The following is a 19664-nucleotide window of genomic DNA, read 5'->3' as shown; positions in this document are numbered from 1 at the left end:
CTGCGCCAAGCGAGAGCAAAGGGGAGGCACGCAGGCATGTCGGAACACGCCATTAAGGTCGTGGTCAATGGCGTCCGTCATCATGGACGCGTGCCATCGCGCAAGTTGCTCGTTCACTATTTGCGGGACGATCTACGTCTCACCAGCGTTCACGTGGGATGTGATAGCACTCAGTGCGGCGCCTGCACGGTCCATGTTGATGGACACGCGGTCAAGTCCTGCACGGTGCTGGCCGTCCAGGCCGACGGCTCGACCCTGGGCACCGTCGAGGGCGTGGCAACCGATGGGGTCCTGCATCCTCTCCAGCAGGCGTTCCAGGACTGCCATGCGCTGCAGTGTGGCTTCTGCACGCCCGGCATGATCATGAGTTCGCTGGACCTGCTCGAACGCTATCCCGATCCGAGCGACGCGCAGGTTCGGGCGTGGCTCAAGGGAAATTTTTGCCGTTGCACCGGATATCAGCACATCATAGAGGCCATTCGTTCAGTCGGACATGGCTCAGGCTCGGTCCCGAACGAGCATGCGGTCACCCGCGAAGGTTCTGCACAGGCACGAGTATGCCATGGCTGCTGACGATGTTCACGCCGTGACCTCTCTGCGCGCGCGGCCCGACGCAGCGATGCCTGCCGGGCCGGACGATGCCGGCCAATTTGGTCGGCCGGCGCGACGTCGCGAGGACCTCCATCATCTGTTGGGCCGGGGCCGGTTCACCGATGACATCGTGGCGAGCGGTGAGGACGCCCTTCATCTGACCATTCTCCGCAGTCCTCACGCGCATGCCAGGATCCGGCGGATCGATGTCGCCCGGGCGAAGGCCATGCCGGGTGTCATCGAGGTGCTCACCGGTGCGGATCTGACTCAAAACGTGGGGCCTCTCAGGGCCAATTGGATCTGGCCGCGAATGCCGTTGCCGGAGCACCGCGCCCTCTCCGAGAAAGTTGCGCGATATGTCGGTGAGGGCGTCGCTCTCGTGGTGGCCACCGACCGATACATTGCCGCCGACGCGCTTGAGGCGATCGATATCGACTACGAAGTTCTTGCTGCAGTCACCGATCCCTACCGCGCCGCCCAGGCGGGTGCCTCTGTCGTTCACCCTGAACTCGATGGAGCATCGATTCGCGGCAACGTCCTGCAACATGTACCTGTTCGCGCAGGAAACTATGCGGCGGCAAGGAGGAAGGCCGACGTCATCGTAACTCAGCGGCTGCGCAACCAGAACCTCGTCCCCGGGGCGATGGAGCCGCGCTCCGTCCACGCGTCCTACGACATGACGACTGATGCTGTGACCATCCATCTGTCGAGCCAGGCGCCGCACATCATGAAGCGGATGTTGGCGCAGGTCCTGAACGTCGATGAGCATCGTCTGCGGGTCATCGCTCCGGACGTCGGTGGAGGGTTCGGCGCGAAGTTGCACCTCTATCCCGAAGACGTTCTGGTCACCGCGATGGCATTCCGCCTGAAGCGGGCGGTGAAGTGGACGTCGACACGGACGGAGGATTTTCTCAGCACCAATCATGGACGTGACCACGTGCAGGAGGTCGAGATCTGCGCCACGAGAGACGGAACGATCACCGGCCTCAAGGCGACGATATGGGGGAACCTCGGTGCATATGTCTCGGGCATGGGGCCCGGCATCCCGGCAGTCAACTGCGGAATGATCCTGACCGGCGTCTATCGGATTCCAAATCTGCACGTCGACACGCATCTGATGCTCACCAACACATCTCGCGTCGACACCTATCGTGGAGCCGGACGTCCCGAAGCGACGTACCTGATCGAGACGATGGTCGACCGGGTGGCTCGACGGCTCGGGTTGGATCCGGTCGAGGTCCGCCGGCGCAACTTCATTCCCCCGTCGGCGTTTCCATATACGATCGCCTCGCATGCCTTTTGCTACGACAGTGGAGACTATCCCAAGAACCTGGATAAGGCGCTGGAGATCGTGGGCTATGCGAGCCAACGCGCAGAGCAGGAGCGGCTTCGGAAGCGCGGCCGATACCTGGGAATCGGACTTGCGACCTACACGGAGTTTACCGGTATCGGTAACGGCAATCTGTTGGCGATGTTCGGCTTCAACTACGGTGGTTGGGAGTACGGTCGTGTTCTGGTTCATCCGACCGGAACGGTCGAAGTTCACACTGGCTCTGCGGACCAGGGGCAGGGCCATGCCACATCCTATGTGCAGATCGTCTGTGATGTGCTCGAGATTCCCGCGCGTCAGTGCAGCGTTGTCGAGGGCGATACGGGCCAGGTCGAATTCGGCCTCGGAACGTTCAATTCGAGGTCCATGGCGGTGGGAGGTGCGGCTCTGCACGAGGCTGCACGACGTCTGCTCGCGAAAGCCAAAAGAATGGCTGCGCATGCTTTGGGTGTGACAGCGGACGACATCGTCTATGCCAAAGGCATTTTCAGCGTGCGCCGCGAAATGTCGCCATTCGCGCAGGGCAGCCGGGTGCTGAGACGAGGCACCCGTGACCTGGTCGGAAAAGTGTACCGCCATCTGCTGGGTGTCCAGCCGGTTCAGGTTGGAGCGGGGCGCGATAAAATCTCCTGGGAGGAGGTGGCTCGGCTCGCGCACTTCCTCACGACATATCCCAACGGGCTGGAGCCTGGCCTGGACGAGCGTGTCTTCCACAGGCCGAAGGACTTCGTGTTTCCGTTCGGCACCTACGCCGCGGTGGTGGAAGTCGATGTGGAAACAGGGGATGTCGATGTTCGCCGTCTCGTCGCCGTCGATGACTGCGGTCGGATCATCAATCCGTTGCTGGCACGCGGACAAGTCCATGGTGGCGCGGCTCAGGGCCTGGGTCAGGCGCTTCTTGAGCAAAGTCTCTACACGGATGACGGTAGGCCGCGAGCAGCGAACTGGATGGGCTATGCGTTTCCTCGCGCCCTGCACATGCCTTATATCGAAGCCGAACACACGGTGACTCCGACGGATCGAAATGCGCTGGGCGTCAAGGGAATTGGCGAATCGGGCAGCATCTGCACGCCTCCGGCCATCGTGAATGCCGTTCTGGACGCGCTCTCTCCGCTCGGGGTCACGCATCTCGACATGCCTCTCCTGCCTGAGCAGGTGCTGAGCGCAATCAGCACGGCCAGGCGTGAACGGTCACGGAGTGTCGACGCCATCGGAAGCGGCGCGGTCGCAACATGATCAGCTGTGAATTCGAGTATTGTAAGCCGGACAGTCTTCCTGCCTTGATGCAGATCTTGACCATGTATCCGGAGGCCACGCTGCTTGCTGGCGGTCACGCGCTGCTGCCTGCGATGAAGTCGCGCGAAATCCGGCCGGAGAGGCTGGTGGATCTTGCAGCGATTCCGGAATTGCGCGGCATCCGCCGCGGTTCCGACGCGATCCAGATCGGGGCCATGGTCACGACAGCCGAGGTCGAGCATTCATCGCTCCTCAAGGAAGCGTTGCCGCTGCTTCCAGATGCAGCGAAGGTCATCAGCGACCCCCTGATCAGGAACCGGGCGACGATCGGAGGATCTCTCGCGCAAGCCGAGCCGTCCGGCGATTGGCCGGCGATTGCACTGGCTGTCGGTGCCATCATTCATCTGACCGGTGTGAACGGAGAACGCGCCGTTCCCATCGACGATTTCTTCCAGATCGAGACGACCCCCGCGGGCAATGGTCTCGCCGTCGGGCGACGCACCGTCGTCGCGAGGTCGGAGGTGATCACCCATGTCTCGATTCCTCTCGTGCAGGGCGAAGTCCGACGCAGCTACCTGAAGCGCATGCATCCAGCGTCCGGCTTCGCTCTGATCGGCGTGGCGGTCGCCTTGCGGCTCGACCAGGACAGACGGTGTGATTGGTGCAGGATTGCGATCACAGGAGCGGCGTCGGCAGCCTTCAGAGCCCTGAAGGCGGAACGATGTCTCGTCGGAACAGCCATCTCAGGCGAGATCATTCGAGAAGCATCGATGCTGGCGGGTGAGGAGAACGTTGAATTCATCGGTGATCCGTTCGGATCGTCGGCATATCGCCGGCAGATGCTGCCCGTCTACCTGCGCCGAGCGCTGAGCACGGCCATCGAGTCGGCCTTAGTCTAACCGTCAAAGGAAGTTGAAGTGACCAGGCAGAGAGTGGATGTGAGCGTAGACGCAGACGGCGTGGCTGAGGTCGTGCTCGCGCGCGACGAAAGGTTGAATGCCCTGGACGACGCCATGTTCGAAGCGCTTGCGGCGGCAATCGGCCGCCTGCAGTCGGATCGCATCGTGCGTGCCGTTGTGCTCCATGGCGAGGGCCGTGGCTTCTGTGCCGGCTTGGACAAGAGCGTGTTTGAGAGAATTCTGGCGCAGGGCACGGGAGCCATGGGCAACCTTCGCGAACGTACACATTGCGATGCGAATTTGTGGCAGCAAGTTGCCTGGGGGTGGCGGAAACTGCCGGTGCCCGTCATCGCCGCGGTTCACGGAATCGCGTTCGGAGGCGGGTTGCAGATCGCGCTTGGCGCGGACATCCGCTACGTCCATTCCGAGGCTCGGCTTTCGGTCGCGGAGGTCAAATGGGGCCTCGTTCCCGACATGTCGGGCTGCATTGCCCTGACGGAGCTCTGCCGCGCAGATGTCGCGCGTGAACTGGTCTTTAGCGGCCGCGTGTTCAGCGGGGAGGAGGCCGGTGAACTCGGGCTTGCCACGCATGTGAGCGATGACCCGCTGAAACATGCGCGAGCGTTCGCGCGGCATGTCAGCACGCTGAGCCCCGACGCCGTTCGCGCAGGCAAGCGCCTCTTGAATGCTGCGGCGCCTGTCGACTCGCGACGGGTTCTGATGCTGGAATCTCTGGAGCAGCAGCAGGTTCTTGGGAGCCCAAATCAGATCGAGGCGATCCGAGCCGGAACGGAGAAGCGCAGCCCCCGGTTCTGTTGAACGGACCGACGCGCTCTTCGCCGCATCTCAATTTGTCGAGACGCGGCGGACAAGGTTGCAACGCGGAAGATTGGCACAAACGAACCCTGCTTGATTGGAAAGTCGAAGTGGAAGCCATGTCCCACGATCGAAAGAGTCCGCTCATCGGCCAGATGATGAGTGATCCGCTGCTGATCTCTGGTATCATCCAACACGCGGACCGTCACTTCGGTGGTAACGAGATCGTCTCGCGAGAGGCGGATGGCTCGCTTCATCGCTACAATTACAGAGATTGTCACCGGCGCGCTCGGCAGATGGCGCATGTGATCAAGCATCTCCAGGTGGAAATGGGCGATCGCGTGGCCACTCTGGCCTGGAATGATTTTCGCCATCTTGAGCTCTACTACGCCGTTTCAGGCTCCGGTGCAGTGGTCCACACGATCAATCCGCGGCTTCACGTCGACCAGATCGCCTACATCGTCAATCATGCCGAGGACAAATGCCTGTTCTTCGATCCGGCATTTCTGCCGCTGGTGGAGGCGGTCGTCGATCGATGCCCGACGGTCAAAGCGTTCATCGCCTTGTCCAGCAGAGAGCGAATGCCGGTCTCGACCGTGATCCCGGACCTGTTGTGCTATGAAGAGCTGATCTCATCCGCCTCCGACGCGTATCGCTGGCCGGTGTTCGACGAGAATGCGGCATCCGGACTCTGCTACACATCCGGCACGACAGGCAATCCCAAGGGCGTACTGTACTCGCATCGTTCCACGGTATTGCACTCTTACGCCTCCGCGATGCGAGATGGATTGGACGTCTCGGCGCGCGAAGTCGTCATGCCCGTGGTGCCGATGTTCCACGTCAACGCATGGGGGCTGCCTTATTCGGCGCTGATGACCGGCGCCAAGCTGGTGTTGCCGGGGGCCGGCCTGGACGGAAAGTCGCTGTACGATCTGTTCGAGAGCGAAGGAGTGACGTTCTCCGCGGGTGTACCGACCATCTGGCTCGGGCTGCTCGGCTATGTCGAGCAGAACAAGCTGCGCTTCTCCACCTTCAAGCGCACCGTCATTGGTGGAGCGGCCTGCCCACCCTCGATGATGAAGGCGTTTCGCCACGAGCATGGTGTCGAGGTCGTCCATGGATGGGGCATGACGGAAATGTCGCCCTTGGGAACCACAGGCACCCTGCAGAATCACCATTTGAACCTTCCCAGCGAGGCCCAAGACGCGATCCTCCAGAAGCAGGGCAATGCCATTTTCGGAGTCGACCTCAAGATCGTCGACGACCATGGGCAGGAACTGCCTTGGGACGGCAAGACCTATGGAAATCTTCTGGTCAAGGGTTCGTGGATCGTCGAGAGCTATTTCAAGAACGAGGGCGGATCGATCCTCGACAATGGCTGGTTTCCGACCGGCGATGTCGCCACCATCACTCACGATGGCTACATGCAGATCACAGATCGCAGCAAGGATGTCATCAAATCCGGCGGCGAGTGGATCGGGACCGTCGAGCTGGAGAACATCGCGATGGATCATCCTGCTGTGCAGCAAGCGGCGTGCATCGGTGTTGCGCATCCCAAGTGGGACGAACGTCCTTTGCTCCTCGTGGTCAAGAGGCCGGGAGCGGCCGTTTCGAAGGACGAGCTGATCGGGTTCTACGCAGGGAAAGTCGCCAAATGGTGGGTGCCGGATGACGTGTGTTTCGTCGAATCGCTCCCGATCGGGGCAACCGGGAAGGTCCTGAAGAACAGACTTCGCGAACAGTTCAAAGATTTTCGGTCGTCCGCAACCTGAGTCGAAGCGACCGTGGCTGGGTCAGCGCCGACTTCGAAATTCGCTGGACTGCCTGTGCGGCTATCGCGCTCGGTGACTACGGTGGCTGGCGCTGCTCGCCGGCACTCCGTGAAACTTTGTCCACGAGAAGATTGCGGAACGCTTCGGCTGCGCCGGACAGCCGCTTGTCTTTGCGGTGAAGTACAAACCAGCGCCGGTAGAGCGGAAATCCCTCGAGCGGAAGGATCACCAGGCGCTTCGTCTCCAGTTCAAGCTCGATCGTCTGGGCCGGCACGATGCCGAGTCCCAGGCCGGCCTGAACCGCCTGTTTGATCGCTTCGTTGGTGCTCAGCTCGCAGCCGGGTCGGTAGGTGACATTGTGCTCGGCGAGGTAGCGCTCCACGGTCGCACGCGTGCCGGATCCGGTCTCGCGCAGCACCAGCGTCTCGTCGGCCAGAGCCGCGAAGCCGATTGGACCTGAGCCGGCGAGCCGATGCCGCGGGGGAGCCACCACCACCAGCGGATTGTCCATGAAATAATGGCTGACCATGTCGGCGCTGTCCGGTGGCTGGCCGGTGATGGCGAGGTCGGTCTGGTTGTCGGTGAGTGCGGCCAACACAGCGTCGCGGTTCACCACGCGCAGGCTGACGCGGACTCCCGGATGGCGCTCGGTGAAGGCCGCGATCACCGGCGGCAGGAAGTAGTTGGCGCTGGACACCACGGCGAGGCGCAGCACGCCGCGCTCGAGACCGCGGAACTGATCCATCGTCGCCTTCAGCTCCGACATCTGCGCCGCGATGCGCTGCGCATGCACCAGCAGCTCGCGACCGGCTTCTGTGAGCTGAAGCTTCTTGCCGATCTGCTCGATCAGCGGCAGTCCGATCTGGTCCTCCAGCTGTTTGCACTGCATCGACACCGCCGGCTGTGTCAGATGCAGTTCGGCGGCAGCGCGCGTGATCGCGCCGTGACGGCCGACGGCTTCGAAGATGCGCAGATGTTGCAGGGTGATGTGCATGACGCGTCTTTGCGGTGCAACGAATGGCAGGACGATAGCACGCGTCGCGCAATCATCAAGAATGCAAATGCCAGCATAAGAACCACTGAATTTTCTTTCGCGGCCATCGATGTTTCTCTGCTCGCAACGAACAGCGACAGGGAGGATGGCATGGCAGAGAAGAGCTATCAGGCCGGGGTCAAGGAATATCGCAAGACCTATTGGACGCCGGATTATGTCCCGCTCGATACTGATCTTCTGGCAGTTTTCAAGATTGTCGCACAGGCCGGCGTGCCGCGCGAGGAAGCTGCTGCCGCCGTCGCAGCCGAGTCGTCGACGGGCACCTGGACCACGGTTTGGACAGATCTGCTGACCGATCTCGACTATTACAAAGGCCGCGCCTATCGCATCGAGCCGGTTCCGGGCGACGACAATGCGTTCTACGCTTTCATCGCTTATCCGATCGACCTGTTCGAGGAAGGCTCGGTCGTGAACGTGCTGACCTCGCTGGTCGGCAACGTTTTCGGTTTCAAGGCGGTGCGCAGCTTGCGCCTGGAGGACATCCGCTTCCCGCTCGCTTATGTGAAGACCTGCGGCGGACCGCCGAACGGCATCCAGCTCGAGCGCGATCGGCTCAACAAATACGGACGCCCGCTGCTCGGCTGCACCATCAAGCCGAAGCTCGGCCTGTCTGCGAAGAATTACGGCCGAGCCGTCTATGAATGTCTGCGCGGTGGCCTCGATTTCACCAAGGACGACGAGAACATCAACAGCCAGCCGTTCATGCGCTGGCAGCATCGCTTCGAGTTTGTGATGGAAGCCGTGCATAAGGCGACGTCGGAGACCGGCGAGCGCAAGGGGCATTATCTCAACGTCACCGCGCCGACTCCGGAGGAGATGTACAAGCGCGCCGAATTCGCCAAATCGCTCGGCGCGCCGATCATCATGCACGACTTCCTCACCGCCGGTTTCACCGCCAATACGGGCCTGGCGAACTGGTGCCGTGAGAACGGCATGCTGCTGCACATCCACCGCGCGATGCACGCCGTGCTCGACCGCAATCCGATGCACGGCATCCATTTCCGCGTCCTGACCAAGTGCCTGCGCCTGTCGGGCGGCGATCACCTGCATTCGGGCACGGTGGTCGGCAAGCTCGAGGGTGACCGCGAGGCGACGATCGGCTGGGTCGACCTGATGCGCGAGCCGTTCGTGCCGGAGAACCGCGCGCGCGGCATCTTCTTCGATCAGGATTGGGGCGCGATGCCCGGCGTGATGCCGGTGGCATCCGGCGGCATCCATGTCTGGCACATGCCGGCGTTGACCGCGATCTTTGGCGACGATGCGTGCTTTCAGTTCGGCGGCGGCACGCTCGGTCATCCTTGGGGCAATGCCGCCGGCGCGCACGCCAATCGCGTGGCGCTGGAAGCCTGCGTCGAGGCACGCAACCAGGGCCGTCCGGTCGAGCGCGAGGGCCGCGAGATCCTCACCGAGGCAGCGCAGCACTCGCCCGAGCTGAAGATCGCGATGGAGACCTGGAAAGAGATCAAGTTCGAGTTCGACGTCGTCGACAAGCTCGACACCGGTCCGATGCTGCGCGTGGTCAACGCCTGACCCGGCAAGCCCCACCTTTGTTCATCGCTGTCTCGATCACGCGTCATTGAAAACGCCAGGGAAGCCCCATGTCCGAAGCCGTCGCCTACAAGTCCGCGGAACGCCGCGGCGAGACCTTCTCCTACCTGCCGCCGATGACCCAGGACCGGCTGCGCAAGAACATCGCCTATCTGATCTCGCAGAACTGGAATCCGGCGATCGAGCACACCGAGCCGGAGAAATCGATGTCGAGCTTCTGGTATCTCTGGAAGCTGCCGATGTTCGGCGAGCGCTCGATCGAGCGCATCCTTGGCGAGCTCGAGGCTTGCCATCGCGCCAATCCCGGCCAGCATGTGCGGTTGATCGGTTACGATAACTACGCGCAGTCGCAGGGCACCGCTTTCATCGTCTACCGCGCCAGCGGACGCTAGAGGTCGCGCATGCCCGCTCCATCCTCATCATCCGGCCGCGCCGCGTCGATGGCGCGCCGCGCGGCCCTCGCCGCCGGCAAGGGCGCCCTGCCGCCCGCCAACCAGCGGGTGCGCGACGGCTTCCGCAGTGCCTCGTTGCCCGAGCTGGGCACTGGTGAAGCCGCACTGCCTGCATCTGTCGCGACAGCGCCGGCAATCGCGACTGCGCCGGCCGCGATCACCAGTACGAGCTTGTCGGGACGATCCCTGGCGATGCAGCGCCGCCGTCTGCTGGCCGGTGGCAAGCAGGCGCTGAAAGCCGGCACCGCGATTTTGACGTCGGCCAGCCAGATCGAGGTCGCGCCGCCGTCACCACCGCGTCCGGGGCGCGAGCGGCCGCGCAGCTACGTGCCGAAGGTGACCGAATCCGACACCCAGGGCGGTCAGCGTGTCACCGGCCGCAGCGTCGGCTATGGCGGTCAGATCACCGGCGATCTGCGCGGCGGCCGGCAGCCGGTGTCGGGGACGGCGTATTTCGCTCCGAATTCCGGCGCAGCCTGCGCCGGAGCTGCGGCCAAGGTCGGGCTGTCGCGCACCGCCGGCGGACTCGTTGTCTCCGGCACGCTGACGCGCAGCGCCGTGGCGATCACCGGCGACGAGCCTGGACGCGGCTTGACGATCACCGGCGAGGTCGAGCAGACGCCCGACGACGATCTGACGCGCCGCCCGGCGCCGATGGCCGCTCGCGGCTTGCGTCAGCGCGTGCGGCCGCCGCGCATCGAAATGACCGAACTGGGTCAACCCATCACCGGCAGCTCGCCTGGCTGCTCGCCGCGCATCACCGGCGACGATGCCGTTGCAGGTGGCCGACAGGTCACCGGCGTGCAGCATCTCAACCGTTCGGGCGTCGCACCCGCAGCCGCCGCGCGATCCAAGGTGGCCGTGGCGCAGAGCTGGGGTGGACAGCGCATCACCGGCTCGGATGTCGAGCATCATTCGCGCGTGACCGGTGACGCGCCGGCCGCCGCCGCGTTGCTGACCGGCAGCCAGTATCAGGGGCCGGCGACGGCGGCGCAGTGGGCGGAGCCCGAGGCTGCCGCGCGCTGGCAGCGCCGCACATCAGCGGCTGCCGTGACTGGCGACACGCCTCGGCCGGACCAAGGCGTCACCGGCACGGCGCGCGGGTCCATGCGTGACATCACCGGCACGCCGTATTACCGCGCCGACAGCCCCGGCACGGCGGCGGACGCTGCGATCTCGGTCGACACCATCGGCCAGCGCTTCTCGATCCGCTCGCCCCAACGTGCCGCGCAACTGCGCGCGGCCGGAACGGCCACGGCAGCGGCAAGCGAGCGCGTCACCGGCGCGTTCGCGGCCGGCGGCAGCAAGGTGACCGGCAATCTCGAATTCGCCGGCCGGCCGCGGCTGCGGCAGGCGGGCGACATGGCCGGACATGGCCGCCTCACGGGTGAAGGCATCAGCCACGGCCATGTCACCGGTGACGCATGGAGCGACCAGTCGCGCGTGACCGGAACCGAAGGTGCCTTCGCCGCCGCACGCAATCCGAGCGAGCGCGGCCCGCGCGCCAAGCCGTTTGCCGGCGCAGGGAAGTTCAAGCAGCAGGCGACGCATGAGGAAGCCAAGCAGCTCGTGACCGGGATGTTCGGCTATTTCTCGAAGACCGGCGCCCGCGTCACGCTATCCGGGGGGGCGCAAAGTTGAGAGGGGCAGCACTCCATGCGGCGCGCCGCGCCGCCGCGACCGGACCACGCCATCGCCCGCCGCCGCGCGGCTGGGACGCATGGTCGGCACGCACCAGTGAGCCAGCGGCGGGACGCCATCCGCTCGCCGACCGCACCGTCAGCCAGGCGCTGCATCGCCGGGCCGACGAGATCGAAGCCGCCTTTGGCGCGATCGCACCGACGCTGCAGGAGCTCGCGCCGCGCCAATTCGCGCCGGAATTTGCCGCGCACGCTGCGGCGACGCTACATGCGCGGTTGCAGCTGGACATTCCGGCCGCCGCGCTGGTGGCGAGCTGGACCGCGCCGCTCGACCTGCGCGCGCTGCATGCGCATTGCGTGCTCGGCACATTCTGCCGCCTGATCGAGCGTGCCTTCGATCGCGGGCTGTCGCACCTCGTCGACGGCGAGCCGGCAGATGCGTTGATCCGCCGCTGGGGCTTCCACGCGATCGACATCACGCCCTGTGCCGACGGCCGGCTGAGCGGTGTGACCGACTACATCCTGCGGGTGCCGCCGAGCATCGTCGCCTTCCGCGAATCCTATGCCGGCGCGATGTTCGACGTCGCGCAGTCCGTGCGGCACTGGGAAAGCGTCGAGCTGCAGCGCTGGCGCACTGGCACGCCGAACGCCGCCGAGGCGCCGACGCGCTTCCTCAAGATCGGCGTCTATCATTTCAGCAGCATCGCGCCGCGGCACGAAGGCTGCGCCGCGCATGGCAGCGACGATGTGCGCGCCGCCGGCGCGCTATTGGAGCGGCTGAACCAGTTCGATCAAGCCATGCGCACGCTGCACGGCGCGCGCTGCGCGGTGGCGACGCTGCTGATCGGCGTCGACACCGACACCGACGCGATCCGCGTGCATGTGCCCGACGCGACCGGGCGGATGGACATCCTGCGCCACGCCGACAGCGCGATCCTGTACGACGCCACCGCGCACCTGCCGCGCGAGCATGCCAAGGACGCGATCCGCGATGCGGTGGCGGCCTGCGCCGGCGTGCCGGCTGACGATGCCGAGACCGAGGGCATGCGCTGGTTCTGCGGCTATCTCCTGAAGAACAATATCGGCCAGGTCGAGGCGGTGCGCGACTGGCACCGCGGCCGCTACGCCGATGCCGGCCATACCGAGCGTCTGATCGTGGTCGGCGATCCCGTCGACGACGTGCAGCTGCGCAACCTCGCATTCCAGGCGCAGATGCGCACCGTGGAGGAGGGCGCCGCCGATCTCGACGTCGGCATTCGCATCCTGCACGCGCATCACGCGCCGCATCGCCTGCCGGTGCCGATTCTGGCGCATATCCGCTTCGACCCGCGCATTCCCGGCGCTGCGGTCACGGCTGAGCAGCAGGCCCGGCGGCTGGCGGCCGCGATCCTGGCGCGGCATGCGGCGCTTGCCGCGCGCGGCGGGCTCAGTGTTGCGGCGGTCGTGCGCGCCGCCGATGGCAGCGCGCTCACCCCGATCGATCTGACGGCGTCGCATGGCGACGCTTCACCGGAGGTCCACCCATGAAGATCTGCCAAGTGGAAGGCACGCTGGTCGCCACTGCGCGCATTCCGGGATTGCTGAACCGGCGGCTGCTCGTGGTCAAGGAGCGCGGCAGCAGCGCCAAGCAGGTCGCCGTCGACCCGGTCGGCTGCAAGCCCGGTGACTGGGTGATTGCCGTCGGCAGCTCGGCCGCGCGCGACGCCGCCGGCAGCAAGGATTTTCCGAGCGACCTGACCATCGTCGGCATCATCGACTATTGGGACGATCCGGCCGGGCGGGCGGCACAGAAGGTGGTCGCCAATGCAGATTAGCCGCGTCGTGCGCGACCTCGTTACCACCAAGCGGGTGTTCTGGCTCGCGTCGAAATCGCTGCGCGTCGTCGAGGACCCCGCCGGCAATCTGGACGTGGTGGTGGATCCGATCGGCACCAAGCCGGGCGATTACGTCATCACCATCGGCTACTCCGCGGCGCGCGCGGCCGCGGGCAACCCGAACATCACGACCGATCTCACCATCGGCGGGATCATCGATGATTGGAGCGAGGAGCGCTGGCGCGACTGACCAGCGCGCGGACGATCGACTGAACCATCAACAGCACAGCAAGCGGAGGAGAGCACTGATGGCGACCGAGAAGATGGGAATTGCCTTGGGCATGATCGAAACGCGCGGCCTGGTGCCGGCGATCGAGGCGGCGGATGCGATGACGAAGGCGTCCGAGGTGCGGCTGATCGGCCGTCAGTTCGTCGGCGGCGGCTATGTCACGGTGATGGTGCGCGGCGAGACCGGTGCGGTCAACGCCGCAGTGCGGGCCGGCGCCGATGCCTGCGAGCGCGTCGGCGATGGCCTGGCCGCGGCGCATATCATCGCCCGCCCGCATATCGAGGTCGAGCACGTGCTGCCGAAGCCCGGCATGACCCGCCTCGAGGACCAGAGCCTGGCGCGCATTCCCGCGGCGGAATAGCGCCGACAGCGTCGCGCGCTTCGCCGCCGCCACGGTGCGTGGCGGACGCGTGCCGATGATGACGCGACGAATTGAATTCCCCTCACAACAAGATCGGACAGGAGAGAGAGAAATGGCAAGCGAGCGGTTCGGAATAGCGCTGGGCATGATCGAGACTCGCGGACTGGTGCCGGCGATCGAGGCGGCGGATGCGATGACGAAGGCCTCCGAGGTGCGGCTGATCGGCCGTCAGTTCGTCGGCGGCGGCTATGTCACGGTGATGGTGCGCGGCGAGACCGGGGCGGTCAATGCCGCGGTGCGGGCCGGTGCCGATGCCTGCGAGCGCGTCGGCGATGGCTTGGCCGCGGCGCATATCATCGCTCGTCCGCACAGCGAGGTCGAGCACATCCTGCCGCTTTATCCGCAAGGCGAGCTGCTGAGCGACGAAGTCGCCGCGCAATGACGCCGACAGCCGCTTGTTGATCACGGAGGCGAGAAATGCAGCCCACCATCGAACTGCCCGAGGCGTGGAAGGCCGTGAGCCAACCGCCATCCTTGTTCTGCCGCTATGAGTTCAAATCCTACGCACAGACCCGCGAGTTCCTCGATGGCCTGGCGGTGCTGTCCGAGGAGACGCGTCTGTTCCCCGATCTCGGCTTCGCCCGCACCTTCGTCAACATCACCCTGCGGGGCCGCGACGGCGCGGCGCCGGGGGTGGCCGAGATCGACTATGCGCGGCGCGCCGCGGTGCTCGCCGCGGCCTGGACCGGGCCATGATCGGCCTGTCGTCCCATCACGCCGCGCAGCGGCCGTGCGCGATGAGCTCGCCGGTGATCGAGGTCGCTGTCGCCGTCGTGCAGGACGATCGTGGCCACGTGCTGCTCGCCGAGCGCACGGCGCGGCAGGTGGCGGCGGGGTTCTGGGAACTGCCCGGCGGCAAGATCGACAGCGGCGAAAGCGCATCCGCCGCCGCGGTGCGCGAGCTCGACGAGGAGACCGGCATCCACGCCACCGCGTTCCGCCCGTGGCTTTGCTACGTGCATGCGTTTCCGACCAAGCGGGTGCGCCTGCATATCTTCCGTGTCGAGCGCTGGCGCGGCACGCCGGTCGGCCGGGAAGGTCAGCGCCTCGCTTGGGTCGACCCGGCTGAACCCGGCGTGGCACCGCTGCTGCCGAGCAATGCCCGCGCGATGTTCGCGCTCGGCCTGCCACAGTTGCTGGCCGTGGTCGATCACGACGATCCGGTGCGCGCCGCCGCCGCGGCCATCGCGGCGTGCGATCGCGGCGCCGGCCTGATCGTCATTCGCGCGCCGCGCTGCGCCCCCGACCAGCGGATCGCGCTGGCGCGGAGGATCATCGCGGCGGTCGCGCCTGCCGGGCCGCGCGTGCTGCTGCAAGGATCTGCGCTCGAAGCGCAGCGCGCCGGCGCGCATGGCGCGTTCGCCTGTTCCGCCACCCTGCGGCGCAGCCCGGCGCGGCCGTCCGTGCGGCTCTGGGGCGTTGCCTGTGACGATGCCAGCGATCGCGCGCTCGCCGCGCAGCGCGGCGCCGATTTTGCGATCGAAGCGCCGCCGCTCTTGCTCGCGGCAAACAACCGGCAGGCAGGTCTGACGATGCTGCGAGCCGACGGCACGGCCGCGGAGCTGCCGCTGTTCAAGCCCGCCGCGACCGCCGCCCGTGACACATCTCGTTTTCCTGCGACAACGGGAGTCCTGACATGATGACCTCTTCGCTCTGGCTTGCAATGTCCGGGCCTGCGGCCCTGCTCGCTGCCTCTCTCTTACCCGCGATCAAGCCGGATCTATCGCAACAGGCCGTGAACCGGATGGCCGCGGTCGCCTCCGGTGTCGCCGGCGCAGCAGCATTCGCCACCGCAATCGGGGTGGCGACCTCGGGCGCGCTGCATACGCCGGCGCTCGCCATCAGCGGCATCGGCTTCGGCCTCTATCTCGACAGCGTCAGCGCGACGATGTTCTGCCTGGTGTCGTTCATCGGCGCCATCGTGCTGCGTTACAGCTTCACCTACATGGATGGCGATCCCGGCCAGATCCGCTTCATCCGCCTGATGTGCCTGACCTTGGCCGCGGTGCTGACGCTGGCGATTTCCGGCAATCTCCTGCAGTTCACCTTGGCCTGGTCGGCCACCAGCCTGGCGCTGCATCGGCTCCTGGTGTTCTACGCCGAGCGGCCGGCGGCGGTGATCGCGGCGCGCAAGAAGTTCCTCGCCAGCCGGCTTGGCGACCTGTTCCTGGTCGCGGCGATGCTCCTGCTCTACGCGGCGTTCGGCAGCCTCGACTATGAGAGCATGTTCTCGGCCGCCCAGGCGATGCGCGGGCAGGGCGCGATACCGCTCGGCGTCCAGATCGCGGCGGTGCTGATGGTCTTCGCCGGCCTGTTGAAGTCGGCCCAGTTCCCGGTGCATGGCTGGCTGATCGAGGTGATGGAGACGCCGACCCCGGTCTCGGCGCTGCTGCATGCGGGCATCATCAATGCCGGCGGCTTCCTGGTGCTGCGCTTCACTGATGTCATCTCGCTGTCGCTGACCTCGATGGATCTGCTCGCGGTGATCGGCGGCTTCACTGCGCTGTTCGGCTCGGTGGTGATGCTGACGCAGACTTCGATCAAGGTCTCGCTGGCCTGGTCGACGATCGCGCAGATGGGATTCATGATGATGGAATGCGGCCTCGGCGCATTCGCCGCCGCGCTCCTGCACATCGTCGCGCACTCGCTCTACAAGGCGCATGCCTTCCTGTCCTCGGGCAGCGTGATCGACATCGCCCGCGCGTCCTGGACGCCGAGCCCCGGCGGCAAGCCGCACCCGTTTCGGCTGATCTTCTCGATCGCCGGCGTGCTGCTGGTGACCTTGCTGTTCAGCCTGCTGACCGGCGCGACGCCGGCCCGCCAGCCCGGCGTGTTCGCGCTCGGCGCGGTGCTGCTGCTCGGCTTGATCCACCTCGTCGCCAACGGCATCGACGAGCGGCCGAATGCCTATGTCGTCGTGCGCACGCTGGCGCTGGCGGCCGTGGTCGCGGCGGCCTATTTCGGCCTGCAGCTCGTCGCCGAGCAGATGTTCGCCGGCGCGCTGCCGAAGACCGAGGCGCTGCGTGGGCCGCTCGGCATCGCCATCGTCTCGCTGATCGTGCTGTCCTTCGCGACCGTCACCTTCCTGCAGGGCATGGTGCCCAAGCATGCGACGGAGCCGCGCTGGCAGGCGCTGTACGTCCACGTCGCCAACGGCTTCTACGTCAACACGATCACCAACCGTCTCGTGCTGCATTACTGGCCCGGGCCGGCGCCGACATCCGTCCCCGTTCGTCTTCCAATCGTGCTGAGGGAACACCCATGAGCGATGTGATCGACCGTGAGGCGCCGGCCGCCGTCCTGGCCCCGACGCCGCTGCTGCGACACGCCATCGAACGCGCCTGCCGCCGTATCGCGCCGGTCTGGCCGCTCAAGAACTTCGTCGCCGTCAACCCGTTCCTGGGCTTCAGCGACCGCAGCTTCCACGCGACCTGCGCGATGCTGCATCGGGTCGCCCGCATCGATACGCTGATGCCGCGGGCGTTCTACCGCGAGGCCATTCGCAACGGCACGATCGAAACGGCGGATCTCGCGGCGGCGCTTGCCGCCGCGCCTGCGGATTGGCGTCTGCCGACCGAAGCCGCGGAGCTGCTCAAGCTCGCTGACAATGACCGGATCGCGCGCAAGCCTCCGGCGGTGGTCGCGACAGTGGCCGAAGTGCTCAACGAGCTCGCGGCCGGCGATCGCCATGTGGCGCGCACCGCCTTCATGACCGACGAGATCTCGCGCTGGTGCGCCGCCTATTTCGACGAGGGCCAATCGGTGTGGCGGATGCCGGCGCGCGGGCTGCGCCCCTATGCGGCCTGGCGCGCCTGGGTGCGCTACGACCGCAATCCGGAGATGATGGGGATCGCGCGTTTCCGCGCGCTGGTCGCCGACATGCCCGACGACTACGTCGCCGCCATCGCCACGGTGATCGAACGGCTCGGCATTCCGGCACGTGCAGTCGAGGACTATCTGCATCAGGCGCTGCTCGAGATCGGCGGCTGGGCTGCCTATGCGCGTTACCTGATGTGGAACCACGAGCTCGCCGGCGACCGCGACGATACGCTGGAGCAGCTGCTGGCGATCCGCGTGGTGTGGGGCTACACGCTGTTTGCGCAACGCACGGATACGGCGTTCCGCGAGGCCTGGCGCCGCGCGATGGAGCAGGCGGCACTGCCGCCGCTCGACGATCAGCTCGGCGGCGATCCTGATTTCTGCATCAACATGGTGCTGCAGGAGGCCTATGAGATCGCGTTTCGACGCCGCCTGCTCGATCGTCTCGCTGGGGCGCCTGCAGCGCGCACGGCCGGCGCGCGGCCGGCGGTGCAGGCCGCGTTCTGCATCGACGTGCGTTCCGAGGTGTACCGGCGGGCGATGGAGTCGGTCGGCGACGGCGTCGAGACGGTGGGATTTGCCGGCTTCTTCGGCTTCCCGATCGAGTTCGTGCCGATCGGTCACGTCACCGGCCGCGCGCATTGCCCGGTGCTGCTGCGGCCGCAATTCACGGTGTGCGAGGCCGTCGGCGGAACATCGGAGGAGGAGGACTCCGAGATCCTGGTCATGCGCCTGCTGCGTCGCCGCGTCAGGAAGGCCTGGAAGTCGTTCAAGCTGTCGGCGGTGTCGTCGTTCATCTATGTCGAGACGGCGGGGCTGCTGTTTGCCGGCAAGATCCTCAGCGACAGCCTTGCAGTGACCCGCACCGTGCACGATCCGAACACCGACGGGCTGGACGACGATCTCATCGGCCGGCTCGGCCCGCGGATCGAGCCGCGCCCGGTCGGCGGGCGCGCCACCGGCTTCGATCCGGCGCAGCGGGTCGCGATGGCCGAGGCGGTGCTCCGGGCGATGTCGATGACCGGACCGTTCGCGCGCCTGGTGATGTTGACGGGCCATGGCAGCACGACGGTGAACAATCCGCATGCGTCAGGATTGGACTGCGGCGCCTGTGGTGGACACACCGGCGAGGCCAATGCGCGGGTCGCGGCGGCCATCCTCAACGATCCCGACGTTCGCGTCGCGCTGCGCCAGCGCGGCATCGACATTCCGGACGACACCGTGTTCCTCGGTTGCCTGCACGACACCACGACCGACGAGATCAGGCTGTTTGACATCGAGCAACTGCCCGCGTCTCATGCCGACGACCTGCGGCGCCTGCGTGCGCTGCTGGCCAAGGCCACCTCGCTGACGCGGCTCGAGCGCGCGGCGCTGCTCGGCATAGCTCGCGGCGCGGCGACGGAGCAGCAGGTGGTAACGCGAAGCCGCGACTGGGCCCAGGTCAGGCCGGAATGGGGCCTGGCCGGCAATGCCAGCTTCATCGCGGCGCCGCGCGCCCGCACCAGGGCAATCGATCTCGGCGGCCGCAGCTTCCTGCACGATTACGACTGGCAGCAGGACAAGGACTTCGGCACGCTGCAGCTGATCATGACCGCGCCGATGGTGGTGGCGAGCTGGATCAACCTTCAATACTATGGCTCGACGGTCAACAATGCCGCGTTCGGCGCCGGCAACAAGGTGCTGCACAATGTCGTCGGCACGCTCGGCGTGCTCGAGGGCAATGCCGGCGATCTCAAGGTCGGGCTGCCCTGGCAGTCCGTGCATGACGGCAGCCGCTTCGTGCACGAGCCGCTGCGCCTGACGGTGCTGATCGAGGCTCCGCTCGAGGCAATCAACGGCGTGATCGCGAAAAATGACATCGTACGTGAACTCGTCGACCATCATTGGCTGCATCTCTACGCGATCTCGCCGCAAGGCCGCGTCTCGCATGCCTATCGTGGCCATCTGCTGTGGCAGCAGCTTGAGGAGCGGTCAGAACCTTGA

The 19664-nt window shown here is 65.9% G+C and carries 18 protein-coding genes; 17 read left to right on the top strand and 1 reads right to left on the bottom strand.

The genetic code is table 11. The annotated features are described in order from the left end of the window. Positions 1–36: 36 nt before the first annotated feature. From HL671_RS15315 to HL671_RS15295, 5 genes are all read left to right on the top strand, one after another. On the top strand, positions 37–573 hold the full coding sequence (locus HL671_RS15315; RefSeq protein WP_172236869.1) for a (2Fe-2S)-binding protein: 537 nt from the start codon (positions 37–39) through the stop codon (positions 571–573). After that, entirely contained in the window at positions 563–3157 is a 2595-nt protein-coding gene (locus HL671_RS15310; protein WP_172236868.1) for a xanthine dehydrogenase family protein molybdopterin-binding subunit, read from the top strand. The genes HL671_RS15315 and HL671_RS15310 overlap by 11 nt, the downstream gene beginning before the upstream one ends. After that, positions 3154–4056 carry an FAD binding domain-containing protein gene (locus tag HL671_RS15305; protein WP_012042807.1) on the top strand — a complete coding sequence of 301 codons (903 nt, stop codon included), beginning with the start codon at positions 3154–3156 and terminating at the stop codon, positions 4054–4056. Before HL671_RS15310 ends, HL671_RS15305 begins: the two co-directional genes overlap by 4 nt. Positions 4057–4074: 18 nt before the next feature. Next, complete coding sequence (locus tag HL671_RS15300) at positions 4075–4875, top strand: crotonase/enoyl-CoA hydratase family protein (protein WP_012042808.1); 801 nt, start codon at positions 4075–4077, stop codon at positions 4873–4875. 116 nt (positions 4876–4991) lie between these two features. Further along, positions 4992–6644: a 3-(methylthio)propionyl-CoA ligase gene (locus HL671_RS15295; RefSeq protein ID WP_041750591.1), complete on the top strand. Its 1653-nt coding sequence runs from the start codon at positions 4992–4994 to the stop codon at positions 6642–6644. A 76-nt stretch (positions 6645–6720) separates the two neighbouring features. Here HL671_RS15295 and HL671_RS15290 read toward each other — a convergent pair whose 3' ends face one another. Further along, complete coding sequence (locus HL671_RS15290) at positions 6721–7638, bottom strand: LysR family transcriptional regulator (protein ID WP_012042811.1); 918 nt, start codon at positions 7636–7638, stop codon at positions 6721–6723. A 150-nt stretch (positions 7639–7788) separates the two neighbouring features. Between HL671_RS15290 and HL671_RS15285 the strand changes: the two genes are divergently transcribed. From HL671_RS15285 to HL671_RS15230, 12 genes are all read left to right on the top strand, one after another. Further along, a complete protein-coding gene (locus HL671_RS15285; RefSeq protein ID WP_012042812.1) occupies positions 7789–9228 on the top strand; it encodes a form I ribulose bisphosphate carboxylase large subunit in 1440 nt (479 codons plus the stop codon). Between the two features lie 68 nt (positions 9229–9296). Beyond that, a complete protein-coding gene (locus HL671_RS15280; RefSeq protein ID WP_012042813.1) occupies positions 9297–9638 on the top strand; it encodes a ribulose bisphosphate carboxylase small subunit in 342 nt (113 codons plus the stop codon). Between the two features lie 9 nt (positions 9639–9647). Beyond that, positions 9648–11339 (top strand): CsoS2 family carboxysome shell protein, encoded by a 1692-nt coding sequence (locus HL671_RS15275; RefSeq protein WP_246579512.1) that lies wholly within the window; start codon positions 9648–9650, stop codon positions 11337–11339. Beyond that, a complete protein-coding gene (locus tag HL671_RS15270) occupies positions 11336–12865 on the top strand; it encodes a carboxysome shell carbonic anhydrase (RefSeq protein WP_172236866.1) in 1530 nt (509 codons plus the stop codon). The genes HL671_RS15275 and HL671_RS15270 overlap by 4 nt, the downstream gene beginning before the upstream one ends. Further along, positions 12862–13152: a carboxysome peptide A gene (locus HL671_RS15265; protein ID WP_008961424.1), complete on the top strand. Its 291-nt coding sequence runs from the start codon at positions 12862–12864 to the stop codon at positions 13150–13152. The genes HL671_RS15270 and HL671_RS15265 overlap by 4 nt, the downstream gene beginning before the upstream one ends. After that, positions 13142–13402, top strand: coding sequence for a carboxysome peptide B (locus HL671_RS15260; RefSeq protein WP_172236865.1), 261 nt, complete (start codon positions 13142–13144; stop codon positions 13400–13402). The genes HL671_RS15265 and HL671_RS15260 overlap by 11 nt, the downstream gene beginning before the upstream one ends. Positions 13403–13493: 91 nt before the next feature. Beyond that, complete coding sequence (locus tag HL671_RS15255) at positions 13494–13802, top strand: BMC domain-containing protein (RefSeq protein WP_283813086.1); 309 nt, start codon at positions 13494–13496, stop codon at positions 13800–13802. 145 nt (positions 13803–13947) lie between these two features. Then, the gene (locus tag HL671_RS15250) at positions 13948–14244 is read left to right on the top strand and encodes a BMC domain-containing protein (RefSeq protein ID WP_011925335.1); all 297 of its coding nucleotides are present in this window, start codon (positions 13948–13950) and stop codon (positions 14242–14244) included. A 35-nt stretch (positions 14245–14279) separates the two neighbouring features. Then, a complete protein-coding gene (locus HL671_RS15245) occupies positions 14280–14558 on the top strand; it encodes a 4a-hydroxytetrahydrobiopterin dehydratase (RefSeq protein ID WP_172236864.1) in 279 nt (92 codons plus the stop codon). Then, entirely contained in the window at positions 14555–15502 is a 948-nt protein-coding gene (locus HL671_RS15240) for an NUDIX domain-containing protein (protein ID WP_172236863.1), read from the top strand. Before HL671_RS15245 ends, HL671_RS15240 begins: the two co-directional genes overlap by 4 nt. After that, positions 15499–17127 carry an NADH-quinone oxidoreductase subunit L gene (locus HL671_RS15235; RefSeq protein WP_172236862.1) on the top strand — a complete coding sequence of 543 codons (1629 nt, stop codon included), beginning with the start codon at positions 15499–15501 and terminating at the stop codon, positions 17125–17127. The genes HL671_RS15240 and HL671_RS15235 overlap by 4 nt, the downstream gene beginning before the upstream one ends. After that, complete coding sequence (locus HL671_RS15230; RefSeq protein WP_210263907.1) at positions 17124–19664, top strand: YbcC family protein; 2541 nt, start codon at positions 17124–17126, stop codon at positions 19662–19664. Before HL671_RS15235 ends, HL671_RS15230 begins: the two co-directional genes overlap by 4 nt.

Origin of the sequence: Bradyrhizobium denitrificans (assembly GCF_013179005.1) — a bacterium.
GTDB lineage: Bacteria > Pseudomonadota > Alphaproteobacteria > Rhizobiales > Xanthobacteraceae > Bradyrhizobium > Bradyrhizobium denitrificans.
This window is presented reverse-complemented; position numbering and strand designations above follow the sequence as displayed.

Coding starts and splice junctions, on each gene's coding strand:
- HL671_RS15315 (WP_172236869.1), top strand. CDS start 37: ATGTCGGAACACGCCATTAAGGTCGTGGTCAATGGCGTCCGTCATCAT.
- HL671_RS15310 (WP_172236868.1), top strand. CDS start 563: ATGGCTGCTGACGATGTTCACGCCGTGACCTCTCTGCGCGCGCGGCCC.
- HL671_RS15305 (WP_012042807.1), top strand. CDS start 3,154: ATGATCAGCTGTGAATTCGAGTATTGTAAGCCGGACAGTCTTCCTGCC.
- HL671_RS15295 (WP_041750591.1), top strand. CDS start 4,992: ATGTCCCACGATCGAAAGAGTCCGCTCATCGGCCAGATGATGAGTGAT.
- HL671_RS15290 (WP_012042811.1), bottom strand. CDS start 7,638: ATGCACATCACCCTGCAACATCTGCGCATCTTCGAAGCCGTCGGCCGT.
- HL671_RS15285 (WP_012042812.1), top strand. CDS start 7,789: ATGGCAGAGAAGAGCTATCAGGCCGGGGTCAAGGAATATCGCAAGACC.
- HL671_RS15280 (WP_012042813.1), top strand. CDS start 9,297: ATGTCCGAAGCCGTCGCCTACAAGTCCGCGGAACGCCGCGGCGAGACC.
- HL671_RS15275 (WP_246579512.1), top strand. CDS start 9,648: ATGCCCGCTCCATCCTCATCATCCGGCCGCGCCGCGTCGATGGCGCGC.
- HL671_RS15265 (WP_008961424.1), top strand. CDS start 12,862: ATGAAGATCTGCCAAGTGGAAGGCACGCTGGTCGCCACTGCGCGCATT.
- HL671_RS15260 (WP_172236865.1), top strand. CDS start 13,142: ATGCAGATTAGCCGCGTCGTGCGCGACCTCGTTACCACCAAGCGGGTG.
- HL671_RS15255 (WP_283813086.1), top strand. CDS start 13,494: ATGATCGAAACGCGCGGCCTGGTGCCGGCGATCGAGGCGGCGGATGCG.
- HL671_RS15250 (WP_011925335.1), top strand. CDS start 13,948: ATGATCGAGACTCGCGGACTGGTGCCGGCGATCGAGGCGGCGGATGCG.
- HL671_RS15245 (WP_172236864.1), top strand. CDS start 14,280: ATGCAGCCCACCATCGAACTGCCCGAGGCGTGGAAGGCCGTGAGCCAA.
- HL671_RS15240 (WP_172236863.1), top strand. CDS start 14,555: ATGATCGGCCTGTCGTCCCATCACGCCGCGCAGCGGCCGTGCGCGATG.
- HL671_RS15235 (WP_172236862.1), top strand. CDS start 15,499: ATGATGACCTCTTCGCTCTGGCTTGCAATGTCCGGGCCTGCGGCCCTG.
- HL671_RS15230 (WP_210263907.1), top strand. CDS start 17,124: ATGAGCGATGTGATCGACCGTGAGGCGCCGGCCGCCGTCCTGGCCCCG.